A 17,437-nucleotide genomic window follows, 5' to 3' on the forward strand; every position below is an offset into this window, starting at 1 on the left:
AAGGACGACGTTATGCCACCGCTGCGCGCTGCGAATCTGCTCGCCACTCTCGAAGGCGCCCGCCTGCACTCGGCCGATTGCGCCCATTGGCAGCGTTGGGGCCCGTATCTGAGCGAGCGTCAATGGGGCACGGTGCGCGAGGACTATAGCGCGGACGGCACCGCCTGGGACTCCTTTCCGCACGATCATGCGCGCAGCCGCGCTTATCGCTGGGGCGAAGACGGCATCGCCGGTTTCGGCGACGACAAGCTGAGCTGGTGTGTGTCGCTCGCGCTATGGAACCGCAAGGACCCGATCCTCAAGGAGCGCCTGTTCGGCCTCACCAACGCGCAGGGCAATCACGGCGAGGACGTGAAGGAGCTCTACTTCTACCTCGACGGCACGCCGACGCATTCGTACATGCGCATGCTCTACAAGTACCCGCACGCGGCTTTCCCTTATGAAGACCTGGTGCAGGAAAACGCGCGCCGTGGCGGCGACATGCCGGAGTACGAGGTTCTCGATACCGGCGCGTTCGACGATCTGCGCTATTTCGACGTGCAGGTCGAATACGCGAAACACGCGCCCGACGACATCGTGATGCGCGTGACGATCGAGAATCGCGCGGACGAGTCCGCGTCGCTCGACGTGCTGCCGCAAATCTGGGCGCGCAATTCGTGGTCGTGGAAGGAGAACAAGGACAAGCCGTCGCTGGTCGCGGGCACGGACCACAACGGTGAGGCGCATTTGATCGGGCGTCAGCATGGCCAGGAGCCGATTGTCGTGACGGCGTGGTCGAAGGACGCGCCGCAGCTCGCGTGGCTTTTCTGTGAGAACGACACCAACGTCAAGCGTCTGTTCAACATGGACGGCGCGGGTCCGTTCAAGGACGGCTTCAACGACTATCTCGTGCACGGCGACCAGCACGCGGTACGTCACGACGCCGGCACCAAGGCCGGCGCGCATGCGGCGCTCGAATTCGGCCCGCACGGGCGCGCGGTGGTGTACCTGCGCTGGCGCGCGCAGTCGGCGCCCGACGACGGGCAGTTCGACGCGGACGCTCTATTCGCGCGCCGCATCGCCGAGGCCGACGAATTCTATGGCGCGCTGCAACACGAAATCGCGGATCCCGACGCGCGCCTCGTGCAGCGCCAGGCGCTCGCCGGCATGTTGTGGTCCAAGCAGTACTACCAGTACGACGTGCAACGCTGGTTCGAGGGCGATCCGCTGCAACCCGCACCGCCCGCGAGCCGCAAACACGGCCGCAATGCGGACTGGCGGCACCTGTGCAATGCGGACATCGTGTCGATGCCCGACAAGTGGGAATACCCGTGGTACGCCTCGTGGGATCTCGCGTTTCATGCGGCCGCGTTTGCACTGATCGATCCGGCGTTCGCGAAGCGTCAGTTGCTGCTGCTGGTGAAGGATCGCTATCAGCATCCGAACGGCCAGCTGCCCGCCTACGAATGGGCGCTCGGCGACGCCAACCCGCCCGTGCATGCATGGGCGGCGTGGCGCGTCTACGAGATCGATCGCGCAATGACCGGCAAGGCGGATCGCGATTTTCTCGAACTCGTGTTCCATAAGCTGCTGCTGAACTTCTCGTGGTGGGTGAACCGCAAGGACGCCGACGGTCACAATATTTTTCAGGGCGGCTTTCTCGGGCTCGATAACGTCGGGATCTTCGACCGCTCGTCGCCCCTGCCGACCGGCGGCCACATCGATCAGGCCGACGGCACCGCATGGATGGCCGCGTATGCGCTCGACCTCATGCGCATCGCGCTCGAACTCGCGTATGCGAACCACGTGTTTGTCGATATCGGCGTGAAGTTTTTCGAGCACTTCCTGTATATCGCCGAAGCCGTGAGTTGCGACGACGGCTGCGATACGGGCCTCTGGGACAGCGAAGACGAGTTCTTCTACGACAAGCTGCGCCTGCCCGACGGCAGCAACGTGCCGATGCGGGTGCGCTCGATCGTCGGTCTGATTCCGCTGTTCGCCGTGCACGTGCTCGAAGAGCGTCTGCATGGCGAGCTGCCGTGCCTGCGCGAGCGGCTCGTGTGGTTCCTCGAGCATCGGCCGGATCTGGCGAGGCTCGTGTCGCGCTGGAACGAGCCCGGCAAGGGTAATGCATTGCTACTGTCACTGCTGCGCGGTCATCGGATGAAAGCGTTGCTGCGGCGTGCGCTCGACGAAAGCGAGTTTCTGTCCGATCACGGCGTGCGGGCACTGTCGCGCTTTCATCGCGATCAGCCGTTCGTGTTCAACCACAACGGCAATAGTTTCTGCGTCAAGTATCTGCCAGCGGAGTCGGACACGCGCGTGTTCGGCGGCAATTCGAACTGGCGTGGCCCGGTGTGGATGCCGGTCAACTATCTGCTGATCGAATCGCTCTACGAATTTCACCGCTATTACGGCGACGAGTTCCGCGTCGAGTATCCGACCGGTTCGGGGAAAAAGTTCTCGTTGAGCGAAATCGCCGACGAACTCGCGCGCCGCGCGACCACGCTGTTCCTGAAGAACAAGGACGGCGAGCGGCCGGTGATGGGTGCGTATCCACTGTTGCAGGCCGACCCGAAGTCGGCTGATCTGGTCCTGTTCCACGAGTATTTTCACGGCGATAACGGGCGCGGCGTCGGCGCTTCGCACCAGACCGGCTGGAGCGGGCTGGTCGCGTTGCTGCTGCAGCCGCGTGCGATGGCGGCATCGGGCAACGTGCCGCTGGCGGGCGAGCCCGAGCGGTCGCCGATTCCCGTGTCGGCCGGGGCTGCGGCTGCGGCGCACACCGCAACCCCGGCACGCGTGCTCAAGCCAGAACCTGCACCCGAGCCCGCAGTCGCAGTTCCCGTGACCAAGTAACGCGCCGCGGCCGACCCGCACGCGGCGGGTGACATCGGCCTGCAACGCCGCGCATCTTGCAATTGGCGTGATCTTTTGTGAACTGTGTGGGTTCAAACGCGGTCTTTCATGTGCCGCCACGTCCATCCCATTGGCTTCCTCGAGTGAATCCCATGTCGACTACACCGAACACCCAGGCTTCAGATCACCCCGCCGCCGCTCAGGCGCCGAGCTGCAAGGTCAGCGCGAGTCCACACGATGCGCCGGCGTCGCCGCCCGGCAAGCGGCCCGCACCGCCTTGCACGCTCGTGATCTTCGGCGCTGGCGGTGACCTCACCAAACGGCTGTTGATGCCCGCGCTGTACAACCTCGCGGTGGACGGCCTGCTCGACGGCGCGATGAAGATCATCGGCGTCAATCACGGCGAGCGCGAGACGCCCGAGTGGCGCGAAGAGCTGCACAAGTCGCTCCAGCAATTCGCCGCCGACAAAGCCAGCACCTTCCACGCCGGCAAGCTCGACGACCAGGCATGGGACTGGGTCGCGCAACGCCTCGAATACATGGCGGGCGAATTCGAATCCGACGACACCTTCGCGAAGCTCAAGCAGAAGCTCGCGCAGTCGCCCGGCGGCAACGTGATCTTCTACCTCGCGGTGGGCTCGCGTTTTTTCAAGCCGATCGTCGAGCATCTCGGCAAAGCGGGCTTGCTGAAGGAAGGCGGGGGGAGTGACGGCGGCGGCTTTCGCCGTCTCGTGATCGAGAAGCCGTTCGGCACCGATCTCGCCTCGGCGCGCGATCTGAACGCGCACATACTGTCATACGCAAAAGAAGAGCAGGTGTATCGCATCGATCACTTTCTCGGTAAGGACACCGTGCAGAGCATTCTCGCGGTGCGTTTCGCGAATGCGCTGTTCGAACCGGTATGGCGGCGCGAATATATCGACAGTGTGCAGATCACCGCGGCGGAAACGATCGGCGTGGAAGGGCGCGGCAAGTTCTACGAACAGACCGGCGCGTTTCGCGACATGGTGCCGAACCACTTGTTCCAGTTGCTCGGCATGGTCGCGATGGAGCCGCCCAATTCATTCGATGCCGAAGCCGTGCGCGACAAGAAGGCTGAAATCTTCGACGCGATCCGCCCGCTCACACCCGACGACGTCGTGTTCGGGCAATACGAAAAGGGTCCGGCGGGCGTCGGCTATCGTGAGGAGCCGGACGTCGCGCCCGGCAGCACCACCGAGACCTACGCAGCGGCGCGCGTGTTCGTCGAGAACTGGCGCTGGGCCGGGGTGCCGTTTTATCTGCGTACCGGCAAGCGCCTCGCCGCGCGCCGCACGGAAATCTCGGTGCAACTGAAGCCGGTGCCGTTCCGTCTGTTCCGCGATACGCCGGTCGACGCGCTGACGCCGAACGTGCTGACCTTGCGCATCGATCCCGCGCACGGCACGAGCTTCGACTTCAACGTGAAAACGCCGGGGCCGGTGATGCAGATCGGCGCGGTGCAGTCGTCGTTCGACTATGCGGACTTCTTCGCGGCGAGCGCCAACGTCGGCTATGAGACGCTGCTGTACGACTGCATGCTCGGCGACGAGACTTTGTTCCAGCGCGCCGACAGCATCGAAACGAGCTGGTGCGCGGTGGACGACGTGCTGCATCCGAAAGGCGGCGGCGCCATGCCGGTGCACGGTTATGCGGCCGGCAGCGAGGGCCCTGCGCAGGCCGACGCGCTGCTCGCACGCGACGGCCATGCATGGCGGCCGTTGAACAGGAATCCAGTCGGTAAGAAGTAAGGCCAACACGCGCACCAACTCAACAGGGGACACCGTGACTAAACGTACGGCAGCGAGCAAGAAAGAAAGCAAGACAGCAGGCAAGACAGCAGGCAAGACAGCAGGCAAGACGAAAGTGGCGGGCAGCGCCGAGCGGATTCTGGCTATCGACATCGGCGGCACCGGCCTGAAAGCCTCGATCATCGACGCGGACGGCCAGATGAAAACCGAGCGGGTGCGAGTGGCCACACCGCATCCGTGCACGCCGGATCAGTTGGTGGATACGCTGGCGAAGCTGGTCGCACCGCTCGTCGACGAAGCGACACCCACGCTGATGTCGATCGGCTTTCCGGGCGTGGTGCGCAACAACCGCATTCTGACCGCGCCGCACTTCGGGCTCGAAGGCTGGCACGATATCCCGCTCGCCGACGCGTTGGCGCAGCGCCTCGGCGGCTTGCCGGTGCGCATGATCAACGACGCCGAGATGCAAGGCTTTGCCGCAATTGAAGGACATGGCCTCGAATTCGTGCTGACGCTCGGCACCGGCGCGGGCACCGCCATGTTCCGCGACGGCGAGTTGATGCCGCATCTCGAACTCGCCCATCATCCGGTCAGCAAGAAGGGCGTCGCGTACGACGAGTACATCGGCGAGGCCGCGCGCGAGAAGGCGGGGAACAAGCGCTGGAACCGGCGCGTTCACAAGGTGATCGGGATTCTGGCCTCGCTGGTGAACTACGACAAATTGTGGATCGGCGGCGGCAACGCGGCGCGTCTGGACTTCGATCTGCCGGCGAACGTGGCGACCGTCTCGAACGATGCCGGTATCGAAGGCGGCGCGCGCTTATGGCATCCGCGCTCGGTGCGCGAAACGCGACAGTTGCCCGAAGCGAATCAACGCAGCGGGCCGTTCAAGTGATGCGCGCTGAACAAGCCTTCGAGGAGTGATTCACGATGACGCAAAACGGCTTTGCAAGACGTTTGCGCTGCGCCGGTGCCTGCGCGGTGTTCGCTTTGGCGAGCGCGCAGGCGTACGCGGTGGAAGCGTTCGCGGTCGCGTCGCCGGGTCTGGCCGACGGCGGCGCGCTCGATTCCAGCCATGCGGCAAGCGCCAACAATTGCGGGGGCGGCAACGTGTCGCCGGCGCTGCAATGGCGTAATGCGCCTGCGGGTACGAAAAGTTTCGCGGTCACGATCTTCGATCCCGACGGTGCGAAGGGACTGGGCATCGTGCACTGGGTGCTGTACGGCATCGCGCCGTCGACGACGGGGCTCGCAGCGGGGGCCGCCATGCCGCCCGGCAGTATCGCCGGTACGAATCGCACGGGCGCTACTGGTTACTATGGGCCGTGTCCGCCGATCGGGGACGTGCCGCATCACTACGTCGCCCAGGTCTACGCGCTCGATCTGCCGCCCGATGCCTTGCCGGCCGGCTTGACCCGCGATGCGTTGCTTGCGGCGATCAAGGATCACGTCATTGCCGCGACGAGCACGGTGCTGCGATACGGACGCTGACGCAACGCGGTTCGCGGCGGCGCGGCGCTGGTTCGCGTCGCCGCACCGCTGCGCAACCGCTGTGAAACGGGCGCGGCTTATCGGGCCGCGTCCCCCCAGCGATATTGCACACTGGCCTCATCGAGTTGCGTCTTGACCGGCGTATCGAGCACGAGTTCGGATGCCGCGAGCGTATCGCTCAACTGCTCCGCGCGGCTCGCGCCGATAATCGCCGACGTCACGAGTGGATTGGCCAGCACCCACGCAAGAGAAACCCGCGTCAACGATTCGCCGGTCTGCGCCGCGATCGCCTTGAGTTGTTCGATCGTCTCGAACTCGCGCTTATGCCAGTACCGCTCCTGGTACATCGCGCCGGCCTTGCCGACGCTTTCGGTGAAGCGCCCGCTCGCCGGCGCGGCATCCAGCTGGTGTTTGCCCGTCAGCAAGCCGCCCGCCAGCGGGTTGTACGGCATCACGGCCAGCTGCTCCTCGGCGGCCAGCGGCAGCAACTCCCGTTCGATCTGACGGAACAGCAGGTTGTAGCGCGGCTGGACCGACACGAAGCGCGCGACGCGCAACACGTCGGCGCGTCCCAACGCGCGCGCGAGCCGGTACGCGAGAAAGTTCGATACGCCGACATAGCGCGCTTTCCCCGAGCGCACGATCGTATCCAGTGCTTCGAGCGTTTCGTCCAGGGGCGTGTTCGCGTCGTCGGAGTGGAGCTGATAGAGGTCCACGTAGTCCGTGCCCAGCCGACGCAGCGACGCGTCGATCGCATCGAGCAGATGCTTGCGGGACGCACCCTGGTCCCACGCCGACGGTCCCATCTTGCCCACCGCCTTGGTCGCGAGAATGAAGCGCTCGCGCTTGCCCTTCAGCCAGCGTCCGACGATCTCCTCCGTGCGCCCGGCAATCTGCTCGCTGCCGCCGAGCGGATAAACATCGGCCATGTCGATGAAGTTCACGCCGGCGGCCGCCGCGGTGTCGAGGATGCGATGCGAGACTTCTTCCCCGGTCTGGAGGCCGAACGTCATCGTGCCGAGACATAGACGAGAAACGGTCAGGCCGGTGCGGCCGAATTGACGGTATTGCATGGTCGGCAACTCCGAAGTGAACGGGACAGGGAGGCGGTAGGGAGTGTTGCAAAAAGGATAAACGGTGTTGCAAATAAATGTTGACTGTGGGTATTCACAGAGTGTTATTAAATTGAAAGTATCCAACTGAAGGCCGATAAGAGAATTGGCTTGCTGGAATGGGAACTCATGAATGGTAAATTACATGTCGTAATAAATGGCTGTCTTCAGCGGAACATTTATTACGAACGCCATACGTTTGTAAAAGGCGGAAACAATCGGATTACGCGACGTAACACGTCGTGCGATTGATGCGCTCTGGGACATATGGAATGATACCGATTCTCATTTAACGACCACCACTAGCCAGCCATCCCGTCACTGCTGCGTCAGTTCAGACGACCGGAAGCCAGCCAAAGGCAGCTTGCCACTTATTCCATGGGAGACATGCGAATGGGGCGAGCGCACACCTGACGGGATTTCCAATGTTCAACCACACGCCGCTTGCGACTGCGTTGGCGCTAGCTTTTGCCATTCCCTTTGCGACACCGGCTGTCGCGCAGACCGCTCCTCAAACCGCGTCGCAACCGGCGGCCGACAAGAATCCGGCAAACGCAACCGCGAACGCATCGAGCAACACAGTCACCGACAGCGGCACACTGCCGGCCATCGGCGTCGCGGCGCAGGCCGAACAGCAGGACTTTCAGGCGGAACGCTCGACGGTCGGGGCGAAGACGCCGACGGCATTGCGCGATATTCCGCAAACCGTCACCGTCATCAATAGGGACCTACTCGCCTCGCAAGGCGCGACGTCGTTTACGGATGCGCTGCGCAACGCGCCCGGTGTGACGATCGGCGCGGCCGAAGGCGGCCAGATCGGCAACAACATCAACCTGCGCGGCTTCACCGCACAGAACGACATCTATCTGGACGGCTTTCGCGACCGCAATCAATACTATCGCGACACCTTCGATCTGGAGTCGCTCGAAGTTCTTTACGGCCCGTCGTCGATGCTGTTCGGCCGCGGCTCGACGGGCGGCGTGATCAATCAGGTGACCAAGAAGGCGCAGCTGAAGGATTTCGCGGAAGTCTCGGGAATGGTCGGCACCGACGATCGTTACCGCACCACCGTCGACGTGAATCACAAGCTCACGGATACCGCGGCGATTCGCCTGAACGCATTCGGCCAAAGCCTCGGTTCGACGCGCGACGTGATGAAGAACAAGGACTTCGGCATCGCGCCGGAAGTCCGCTTCGGTATCGGCACGCCGACCGAGGTGACACTGTCCGCGCTGATCCAGCATAACCACGACATGCCCGACTACGGCATCCAGGCGTTGAACGGCCGCCCGTCTCCGGTGCCGAGAAACACCTTCTACGGCCTGACCGACGACCGCACGATCCAGGACGTGCAGATCTTCACCGCCGCGATCAAGCACAAATTCTCGGATGCGCTCACGCTGACGAACCAGACGCAGTTCTCGCACTCGGAGACCGATGCGCGCGAAACCGCGCCGCAGGCGGTGCTGACAGGGCCGCTGTCGTCGAGCACCGCGTTGACCAACGGCAACTTCACGACGCTGTCGCCGTCGCAGCTGTTCATCAAGCTGCAGAGCCATGACCGTGTGATCGAGAACCGCGCGATCTACAACGACACGATGCTCGAATACAAATTCAGCACCGGGCCGATCAAGCACGACCTGATCGCCGGCTTCGAGATCGGTCATGACAGCTATTCAAACCAGGCATACACGCGCAACAACCTGCCGATCGTGCCGATGCTCAATCCGCCGATCATGGATACACCGTCCAACGTGACGACCTCGGTCGGTAACTATGCCAACTCCGGCGCGACCGAAATCGGCGCTTACCTGAACGACACCGTCTCCCTGAACCAGCACTGGAAGGTGATTGGCGGCTTGCGCTGGGATCGTTTCCAGGCATCGATCACCAACTCGATCAGCGCGCCGGGTTACGCGAGTCAGACCAACTTCTTCACGAGCGTGCGCGCGGGCGTGATCTACCAGCCGACCGACTGGCAGTCGTACTACGTGTCGTACGGCACGTCGTTCAACCCGTCGCTCGAAAACCTGACGGTGACGAACCTGACGCAAAACCTCGCACCGGAATCGACCAAATCGTATGAAGTCGGCGGCAAGTGGGATCTGTTCGGCGGCAATATTTCCGTGACCTCCGCGTTCTTCCGCGAGGAAATGGACAACGCCCGCACGCAGGTCTCGCCGACCGAGTACGAACTTGCCGGCGACATCCGCGTGGACGGTTTTCAGGCGGGCGTGACCGGCCACATCACCGACAAGTGGCAGGTGTTCGGCGGCTACACGTACATGGACGCGGTAATCCTCAAAGCGCTCGACGGCACGCAAGGCCACACGCCGGCCAACACGCCGCGCAACACGCTGACGCTGTGGACGACCTATGCGATCACGCCGCATTGGGAAATCGGCGGCGGCCCGATCTACATGTCGCCGCGTTATGCATCGAACACCAACTACGTGCGGGTGCCGGGCTACACGCGTTGGGACGCAACCGCGGCCTATCACGCGAAGAAGTTCGACGTGCGTCTGAACCTGCTGAACCTGACCAACAAGGAGTACTTCGACGCGCTGATTCCGTCGGACGGCGGCCGTTCGGTGCCGGGTATCGGACGCACGCTGCTGGCGACGTTCGACTACCGCTTCTGATACGGACGCGGCGGATACGGTAGGCTTGGCGGTTTTTGGCGAAACCGCTGAGCCCGACGCAAAGGAAACATCATGTTGCTGCAGATTCCGAATGTACTCGACGCCGAGCGCTTGCGCTTCGTGCGCGAACGGCTCGAGCAGGCCGGCGACGCCTGGGTCGACGGCCGCGCGACCGCCGGTTATCAGGGCGCGCCGGTCAAGCGCAACCAGCAGATCGCCGAGCACACGCCGGTGGCGCGTGAGCTCGGCGACGTGATTCTCGCGGCGATCGAGCGCAATCCGCTTTTCATCAGCGCGGTGTTGCCCAATCAGGTGTATCCGCCGCTGTTCAACCGCTATGAAGGTGGCATGCAGTTCGGCAGCCATGTCGACGGCGCGGTGCGCGTGCTGCCCAACGGCGTGAAGCTGCGCACCGATGTCTCCGTGACGCTGTTCCTTTCCGAACCCGACGAGTACGACGGCGGCGAACTCGTGATCGAAGACACCTACGGCGTGCAGCAGGTGAAACTGCCGGCGGGCGACATGATCGTCTATCCGGCCACGAGTCTGCATCAGGTCACGCCGGTCACACGCGGCGCGCGCATTGCCAGTTTCTTCTGGGTGCAAAGCCTCGTGCGCAACGATACGCAACGCGCGCTGCTGTTCGACATGGACACCGCGATTCAACGCCTCAATGCCACCCACGCCGACGACACCGCGCGCCGCAGCCTCGTCGGCTGTTATCACAATCTACTGCGTACCTGGAGCGAAACGTGAGCGTCCCCGACACTATCGACATGCAACCGACGGCGGGCGCGGATCGCGCCGCAAGCGAGCCGCAACGGCTCGGCGACGGCGAACTGAAGTCGCGGCAGCAGCGCACGCGCCGCGCGACCTTCATCAAATGGCTGCGCAAGGTGCATGGCTGGGTGGGTTTGTGGGGCGCGGCGCTCGGCCTGCTGTTCGGCACCACGGGGTTTTTTCTGAATCATCGCGGCGGCCCGCTGCGAGTGTCGACGGGTGAGCCGCAAGTGTCGGTGTTGCAGGTGCCGTTGCCGCAACCGGCGCCGGCTACGCCGCGTGAGTTGGGCAAGTGGCTCAAGCACGAACTGAAGATCGCCGGCAACCCGGGGCGCGTGCAGAAAGAGCCTGCGCATCCGGTTGCGTGGGGCGAGCGCAGCGTCGTCCAGCCCGAGCACTGGCAGCTGAATTTCGCATCGCCGCATGAAAACACGTCGGCCGAATACTGGGTCGGCAATGGATACGTGAGCGTCAAGCGCAGCGAAAACACGTTCCTCGCGATGCTGACGAATCTGCACAAGGGCGTCGGCTTGAGTGTCGGTTGGGTGCTGCTGATCGACACGCTCGCAGGCAGCCTCATTCTGTTGTCGCTCACCGGCGTGCTGCTGTGGACGGAGTTGAACAAGCGCAAGACGGTGGGCGTGGTGCTGGTGCTAGGCTCGATCGCCGCCGCGGTGTGCATGAGTTTGATGTGACGCAGGCCGTGCCGACTGAAGGGAATTGAAGGAAACCGGTCGGGCGGCGCTCGCCGCCCGACCGGCAAGTTGGCCTTGGGCGCTGCCTGCGTCGAGGTACGTTTTACCTGCGTTTTACCGGCATTGCCCGCGCCGCATTGCATCATTGACCGATGCCATTCGCCTGGCCGACCATGGGTCGGCGCGCGGCGCTCAAACCTCCGCTGTTTCGAGTCCTGGCGCTCATCTCTTCTTCCTCCGGCCACCCGCTGCATGCGAGAATCGCGCTACTACGAGCGCCATCATCGTTAGTCATCCATCGTATCGGGCACCGCTTTTGCAACCGCGGTCACACGAATTTTGACCTGCCGCGCCGAGGAGATCGCGTTGAAAGAGCCGGACCGCTTCCTGTCGGATGTACCGCACGCCGGTCCGGCTGCGCCGCCGTTTCTTGCCGGCGGCGGCGAACTCGGCGCGCTGATCCGCGCCTACGACTGGCGCCGCACCGCGCTCGGTGCGCCCGACACCTGGCCGCAAGGCCTGAAGATCGCGATCCGCATCATGCTCACGTCGCGGCAGCCGATCTGGATCGGCTGGGGCGACGAGCTGCTCTATTTTTACAACGACCCGTACAAATCGATTATCGGCGGCAAGCATCCGGTCGCGCTCGGTCAGCCGACCCGGGTCGTGTGGCGCGAAATCTGGCCGGACATCGAGCCGCTGCTGCACACCGCCTTGACCGGCGCCGAAGGCACCTTCGTCGAACAGAAGCTGCTCATCATGGAGCGCAACGGCTTTCCCGAGGAGACCTATTACACCTTCTCGTACAGCCCGATTCCCGGCGACGACGGCGAACCCGGCGGCATCATCTGCGCGAATAGCGACGACACCATGCGGGTGGTCGGCGAGCGGCAACTCGCCTTGCTCAAGGAACTGGCGGCGGCGAGCCCGGATGGCCGCGACTGGCGCGAGGCATGCGAGCTGAGCGCACGTGCGCTGCGCTCCAATGCAGAGGACCTGCCGTTCGCCTTGCTCTACGCGGTCGAACCCGGCGGCGCTACGGCCACGCTGGTCGGCGCGAGCGGCATCGAGCCGGGGCATCCGGGCGCGCCCGAGTCGATGCCCGTCGAGGGCGCTGCGTGCTGGCCGCTCGCCGAGGTGCTCAAGCTCCAGGCGCCGCAGATGGTGCGTGGCCTGACGCAGCGTTTCAGCATCGCTTTGCCGGCCGGTCCGTGGCATGTCGCGCCGGAGCAGGCGGTCATCCTGCCGGTGTCGGCGGGCAGCGAAACGACCCATGCGGTGGTGCTGATCGCGGGCCTCAATCCTTGCCGTCTTTACGACGATGCGTATCGCAGCTTCCTGAACCTGGCCGCTGGCCAGATCGGGGCGGCGATCGGCTACGCGCAGGCTTACGAGGAAGAGCGGCGGCGCGCGGAAGCGCTGGCAGAAATCGACCGCGCGAAAACCACGTTCTTCTCCAACATCAGCCACGAATTCCGCACGCCCTTGACGTTGATGCTCGGCCCGCTCGAAGAACTGCTCGCGCGGCCGCAGCTTGCCGTCAACGCGGACGCGCACCAGCCGAGCGCGGACGTCGACGACCGCGCGTTGATCGAGATCACGCATCGCAACGGCTTGCGTCTGTTGAAGCTCGTCAATGCGCTGCTCGATTTTTCGCGCATCGAGGCGGGGCGCATGCAGATTCACACGCAGCCCACCGACATCGCCTCGTTCACCGCCGAACTCGCGTCGCTGTTCCAGTCCGCGATCGAGGCGGCCGGCTTACGGCTCGAACTGGAGATACCGGCGAGTCCCGTGATCGTGCAACTCGATCGCGAGATGTGGGACAAAGTCGTGATGAACCTGCTGTCGAACGCGTACAAGTTCACGTTTTTCGGCACGATCAGCGTGACGGTTCGCGCGCTCGAAGGCGGCGGCGTCGAAGTGAGTGTGACCGACAGCGGTATCGGCATTGCGGCAGAAGAAGTGCCTCGGCTTTTCGAACGTTTTCATCGGGTCGCGGGCGCGCCGGGCCGCTCGGTCGAGGGCAGCGGCATTGGTCTCGCGATGGTGCAGGAACTGGTGAAGCTGCATGGCGGCACCGTGGTGGTCGACAGCCGGTTGGGCGAGGGCGCGCGCTTTACCGTCGTGCTGCCGGGCGGCGCGATGCCGGCGTCTACCGGCGACACCGCCGTGCATGCGGCGATGAGCCAGCACGCGCGCACCTATGTGGATGCCGCGTTGCGCTGGAGCCCGGAGCACGAATTGCTCGACGAGACAGCGGCCTCGGCATCCGCTTCGGCGGCCGGCTCTGGCGAATCGAGGCCTGCGGGCGCGCACCTGCTGGTCGTCGACGACAACGCGGACCTGCGCGAATACATGAGCCGCATCCTGCGTGCGGCGGGCCACGACGTGCGCCTCGCCGCCGACGGCGAGGCGGCGCTCGAAGCCGCGCGTGCGCAGCCGCCCGATCTGGTGCTGTCCGACGTGATGATGCCGCGCCTCGACGGCTTCGGCCTGCTGCGCGAACTGCGCGCCGATCCGCTCCTGCGCGATACGCCAGTGCTGATGCTGTCGGCCCGCGCGGGCGAGGAAGCGCTCGTCGACGGCATCGAGCACGGTGCGGACGATTACTTGACCAAACCGTTCTCGTCGCGCGAGCTGCTGGCTCGCGTGTCGGGCAATCTGCAACTCGCCCGGCTGCGTCGTGAGACCGAGATGAAACTGCGCGAGGAATCGCGCACGCTCGAAATCCTCAATCGGGTCGGCTCGACCGTGGCGGCGGAACTCGATCTGAAACGCGCCGTGCAGATCGTCACCGACGCCGCCACCGAACTGACCGGCGCCGCGTTCGGTTCGTTCTTCTACAACGTGCTCGACGACAGCGGCGGGAGCTACATGCTGTACACGCTGTCAGGCGTGCCGCAGGACGCGTTCGAGCGGTTCCCGATGCCGCGCAACACGGCGGTGTTCGGTCCCACGTTCAAGGGCGAGGGCGTCGTGCGCGTCGACGACATCACGCAGGACCCGCGCTACGGCCACAACGCGCCCTATCGCGGCATGCCGGAAGGTCACCTGAAGGTGCGCAGCTACCTGGCCGCGCCGGTGCAGTCGCGTAATGGCGAAGTGGTCGGCGGCCTGTTCTTCGGTCATCCGGAACCCGGCGTGTTCACCGCGCGCGCGGAGCGGATCGTGGCCGGCATCGCGGCGCAGGCCGCGATCGCCATCGACAATGCACGCCTCTACGAGGCCGCGCAAAGGGAAATCGCCGAACGCACCAAGGCGCAAAGCGCACTGCACGATCTGAACGAGACGCTCGAGCGCCGCGTGATCGAAACGGTGGCCGACCGCGACCGCCTCTGGGAATTGAGCGAGGACCTGCTGGTGGTGGCCGATATCGAGGGACGCCTGCAGCGCGTGAGTCCGTCGTGGAGCAGCGCGCTCGGCCATAACATGCACTGGCTGATGTCGCGCTCATATCTGGATCTGGTCCATCCCGACGACGTCGCCCTCGTCAGCGCGCATCTCGCCGAACTGCGCCGCACCGGTTTGCCGGTGCGTTACGAAAACCGCTTCAAGCGGATCGACGGCACATGGCGCTGGGTCGCGTGGACGCTCGCGCTCGACCCCGCCACCTCGCGCATTCATGGCGTGGGCCGCGACGTCACCGCCGACAAGGAAACCACCGAGGCGCTGCGGCAGGCCGAAGAGGCGCTGCGCATGGCGCAGAAGATGGAAGCGATCGGCAAGCTCACGGGCGGCGTCGCGCATGATTTCAACAACCTGCTGCAAGTGATCGGCGGCAATCTGCAATTGCTCGCGAAAGACGTCGCCGGTGCCGAGAAGCCCGAGCAACGTGTGCGCAATGCGCTGGCGGGTGTGGCGCGTGGCGCCAATCTCGCGTCGCAACTGCTGGCGTTCGGGCGGCGTCAGCCGCTCGCGCCGAAGGTCGTCAATCTCGGCCGCTTCGTGCGCGGACTCGACGACATGCTGCGGCGCGCGCTAGGCGACGGCGTGGAAATCGAAACCATCGTGTCGGGCGGGCTGTGGAATACGCTGGTCGATCCGTTCCAGGTCGAGAATGCGCTGCTCAACCTCGCGATCAACGCGCGCGACGCGATGAACGGCCACGGCAAGCTCACGATCGAAGCCGGCAACGCCGCGCTCGATCACGCTTACACCCGGCGCAACGTGGATGTCACGCCGGGCCAATACGTCATGCTGGCAGTCACGGACACCGGCTCCGGCATGTCGCCGACCGTGCGCGAGCGGGTGTTCGAACCGTTCTTCACGACCAAGCCGGAAGGCCAGGGAACCGGGCTCGGCCTGAGCATGGTGTACGGCTTCGTCAAGCAGTCCGGCGGCCACGTGAAGATCTACAGCGAGGAGGGGCACGGCACGACGATCCGCATTTATCTGCCACGCGTGCGTGAGGAAGAAGACCTCGAAACGAATGTCGACGCCGGTCCCGCGAAGGGCGGTACGGAAACGGTCCTGATCGTCGAGGATGACGAGGAAGTGCGCGCCACGGTGGTCGAGATGTTGTCGGATCTCGGTTATCGCGTGCTGAAGGCGAAGGATGCGCAGAGTGCGCTGGCGATCGTCGAAAGCGGCGTGCCGATCGACATGCTCTTCACCGACGTGGTGATGCCCGGTCCGTTGCGCAGCACCGAACTGGCACGCAAGGCCCGTGAACGTTTGCCGACGATCGCGGTGCTGTTCACATCGGGCTACACCGACAACGCGATCGTGCATGCCGGGCGGCTCGACGAGGGCATCGAACTGCTCAGCAAGCCGTACACGCACGAAGCGCTGGCGCGCAAGTTCCGCTACCTGCTGCAGTCGCAGAACCCGCAGGCGGCTGAACTCTCCGAGGCCGAGCGCCAGCTTCTGCACATCGATCCGCCGCTTGCGGCGGCGGACGCCGATAGTTTTGCCGTGGGGGCACGCATGCGGATTTTACTGGTGGAAGACGACGAGATGATCCGCATGAGCACGGCCGAATTGCTGCGGACCTTCGACTTCGACATTCTGGAAGCCGAAGGCGAGCAGGATGCGAAGCGGATTCTCAGCGAGCACGCGATCAACGTGATGCTGACCGACGTCGGGCTCGCCGGCAAGTCGGGCGTCGATCTGGCGACGGACGTGTGCCGCGAGCGACCCGATCTGCGCGTGATCTTTCTGACGGGCTACGATCTCGTGCTCACGCCGGAGCAGCGCAAGGTCTTGCCGCACGCGATCTCGTTGCGCAAGCCCTACGAGGTGCTCGATCTGATCGATGCGCTGAAGACGCCGCTGAGCTAGCCGAGCCAACGAGCGACGCGGGTTACGCACGCATGCGTGCCTTGCCGGCGGCAAAGCGCAACAGCGTGCGCTCGCGCTAGAATCTTCGCAGACCGCCATCTTGCCGCCTCTGCCCGGAATCCGCCGATGCCCACACCTGCCAATCCCGTCGATGCCGCGCTCATGACGCGGCGTTCGATTCGCGCGTTTCTCCCCGAACCGGTGCCGCGCGCCGATATCGAGGCTATTCTCGAAGCCGCCAGCCGCGCGCCCTCGGGCACCAACACGCAGCCCTGGAAAGTATATGTGGTGACGGGCGAGTCACTCGCGCGTCTGTCGCGCGATCTGCTCGCCGCCTACGACGATCCGCAGCGCGACGCGCTGTATCACGAGGAATATCCGTACTATCCGCAGCGGTGGGTGTCACCGTATCTCGACCGGCGCCGCAAGATCGGCTGGGATCTGTATGGTCTGCTCGGCATCGACAAGGGTGACAAGGCGCGCATGCACGAACAGCATGCGCAGAACTATCGCTTTTTCGGCGCGCCGGTGGGTCTGTTCTTCACGATCGATCGCGTGATGGAGCGCGGCAGCTGGCTCGACTACGGCATGTTCCTGCAGGCGATCATGACGGCCGCACGCGGGCGTGGTCTGCATACTTGCCCTCAGGCCGCGTTCGCGCAGTTTCATCGGGTGATTGCGGAGCACCTCGGCTTGCCGGAAGACGAGCAACTGGTGTGCGGCATGTCGCTCGGTTTCGCCGACGAAGCCGCTCTCGTCAACACCCTGCGCACCGAGCGCGAACCGGTTGAACGGTTCACGCGCTTTCTCGATTGATCGGCCAATGA

General features: G+C 64.4%; 10 protein-coding genes. 9 read left to right on the plus strand and 1 reads right to left on the minus strand.

All coding sequences use genetic code 11. The features are described 5' to 3' along the window. The first annotated feature begins 12 nt into the window (after positions 1-12). From CIC12_RS26230 to CIC12_RS26245, 4 genes are all read left to right on the plus strand, one after another. A complete protein-coding gene (locus CIC12_RS26230) occupies positions 13-2,838 on the plus strand; it encodes an MGH1-like glycoside hydrolase domain-containing protein (protein WP_168668405.1) in 2,826 nt (941 codons plus the stop codon). 152 nt (positions 2,839-2,990) lie between these two features. After that, positions 2,991-4,607, plus strand: a complete 1,617-nt coding sequence (zwf, locus tag CIC12_RS26235) for a glucose-6-phosphate dehydrogenase (protein ID WP_168668407.1) — start codon at positions 2,991-2,993, stop codon at positions 4,605-4,607. Positions 4,608-4,722: 115 nt separating this feature from the next. Continuing rightward, a complete protein-coding gene (locus CIC12_RS26240; protein WP_168668451.1) occupies positions 4,723-5,502 on the plus strand; it encodes an ROK family protein in 780 nt (259 codons plus the stop codon). Positions 5,503-5,537: 35 nt separating this feature from the next. Continuing rightward, positions 5,538-6,098 (plus strand): YbhB/YbcL family Raf kinase inhibitor-like protein, encoded by a 561-nt coding sequence (locus CIC12_RS26245; RefSeq protein ID WP_168668408.1) that lies wholly within the window; start codon positions 5,538-5,540, stop codon positions 6,096-6,098. 77 nt (positions 6,099-6,175) lie between these two features. On the opposite strand, the gene CIC12_RS26250 is transcribed toward CIC12_RS26245, so the two are convergent. Next, entirely contained in the window at positions 6,176-7,171 is a 996-nt protein-coding gene (locus CIC12_RS26250) for an aldo/keto reductase (RefSeq protein WP_168668410.1), read from the minus strand. Between the two features lie 464 nt (positions 7,172-7,635). On the opposite strand from CIC12_RS26250, the gene CIC12_RS26255 reads away from it, so the two are divergent. The 5 genes from CIC12_RS26255 to CIC12_RS26275 all read left to right on the plus strand — a co-directional run bounded on the left by CIC12_RS26255 (position 7,636) and on the right by CIC12_RS26275 (position 17,426). After that, positions 7,636-9,852 (plus strand): TonB-dependent receptor, encoded by a 2,217-nt coding sequence (locus tag CIC12_RS26255; protein WP_168668412.1) that lies wholly within the window; start codon positions 7,636-7,638, stop codon positions 9,850-9,852. A gap of 72 nt (positions 9,853-9,924) precedes the next feature. Next, entirely contained in the window at positions 9,925-10,608 is a 684-nt protein-coding gene (locus CIC12_RS26260; RefSeq protein ID WP_168668414.1) for a Fe2+-dependent dioxygenase, read from the plus strand. Continuing rightward, positions 10,605-11,327, plus strand: coding sequence for a PepSY-associated TM helix domain-containing protein (locus CIC12_RS26265; protein ID WP_168668416.1), 723 nt, complete (start codon positions 10,605-10,607; stop codon positions 11,325-11,327). The genes CIC12_RS26260 and CIC12_RS26265 overlap by 4 nt, the downstream gene beginning before the upstream one ends. Before the next feature lie 366 nt (positions 11,328-11,693). Continuing rightward, positions 11,694-16,610 (plus strand): response regulator, encoded by a 4,917-nt coding sequence (locus tag CIC12_RS26270; RefSeq protein ID WP_238812897.1) that lies wholly within the window; start codon positions 11,694-11,696, stop codon positions 16,608-16,610. Between the two features lie 126 nt (positions 16,611-16,736). Continuing rightward, the gene (locus tag CIC12_RS26275) at positions 16,737-17,426 is read left to right on the plus strand and encodes a nitroreductase (RefSeq protein WP_168668420.1); all 690 of its coding nucleotides are present in this window, start codon (positions 16,737-16,739) and stop codon (positions 17,424-17,426) included. Positions 17,427-17,437 lie beyond the last annotated feature (11 nt).

The sequence above is a fragment of the Paraburkholderia sp. SG-MS1 genome, from assembly GCF_012275575.1.
Taxonomy (GTDB): domain Bacteria; phylum Pseudomonadota; class Gammaproteobacteria; order Burkholderiales; family Burkholderiaceae; genus Paraburkholderia.

Coding starts and splice junctions, on each gene's coding strand:
- CIC12_RS26230 (WP_168668405.1), top strand. CDS start 13: ATGCCACCGCTGCGCGCTGCGAATCTGCTCGCCACTCTCGAAGGCGCC.
- zwf (WP_168668407.1), top strand. CDS start 2,991: ATGTCGACTACACCGAACACCCAGGCTTCAGATCACCCCGCCGCCGCT.
- CIC12_RS26245 (WP_168668408.1), top strand. CDS start 5,538: ATGACGCAAAACGGCTTTGCAAGACGTTTGCGCTGCGCCGGTGCCTGC.
- CIC12_RS26250 (WP_168668410.1), bottom strand. CDS start 7,171: ATGCAATACCGTCAATTCGGCCGCACCGGCCTGACCGTTTCTCGTCTA.
- CIC12_RS26255 (WP_168668412.1), top strand. CDS start 7,636: ATGTTCAACCACACGCCGCTTGCGACTGCGTTGGCGCTAGCTTTTGCC.
- CIC12_RS26260 (WP_168668414.1), top strand. CDS start 9,925: ATGTTGCTGCAGATTCCGAATGTACTCGACGCCGAGCGCTTGCGCTTC.
- CIC12_RS26275 (WP_168668420.1), top strand. CDS start 16,737: ATGCCCACACCTGCCAATCCCGTCGATGCCGCGCTCATGACGCGGCGT.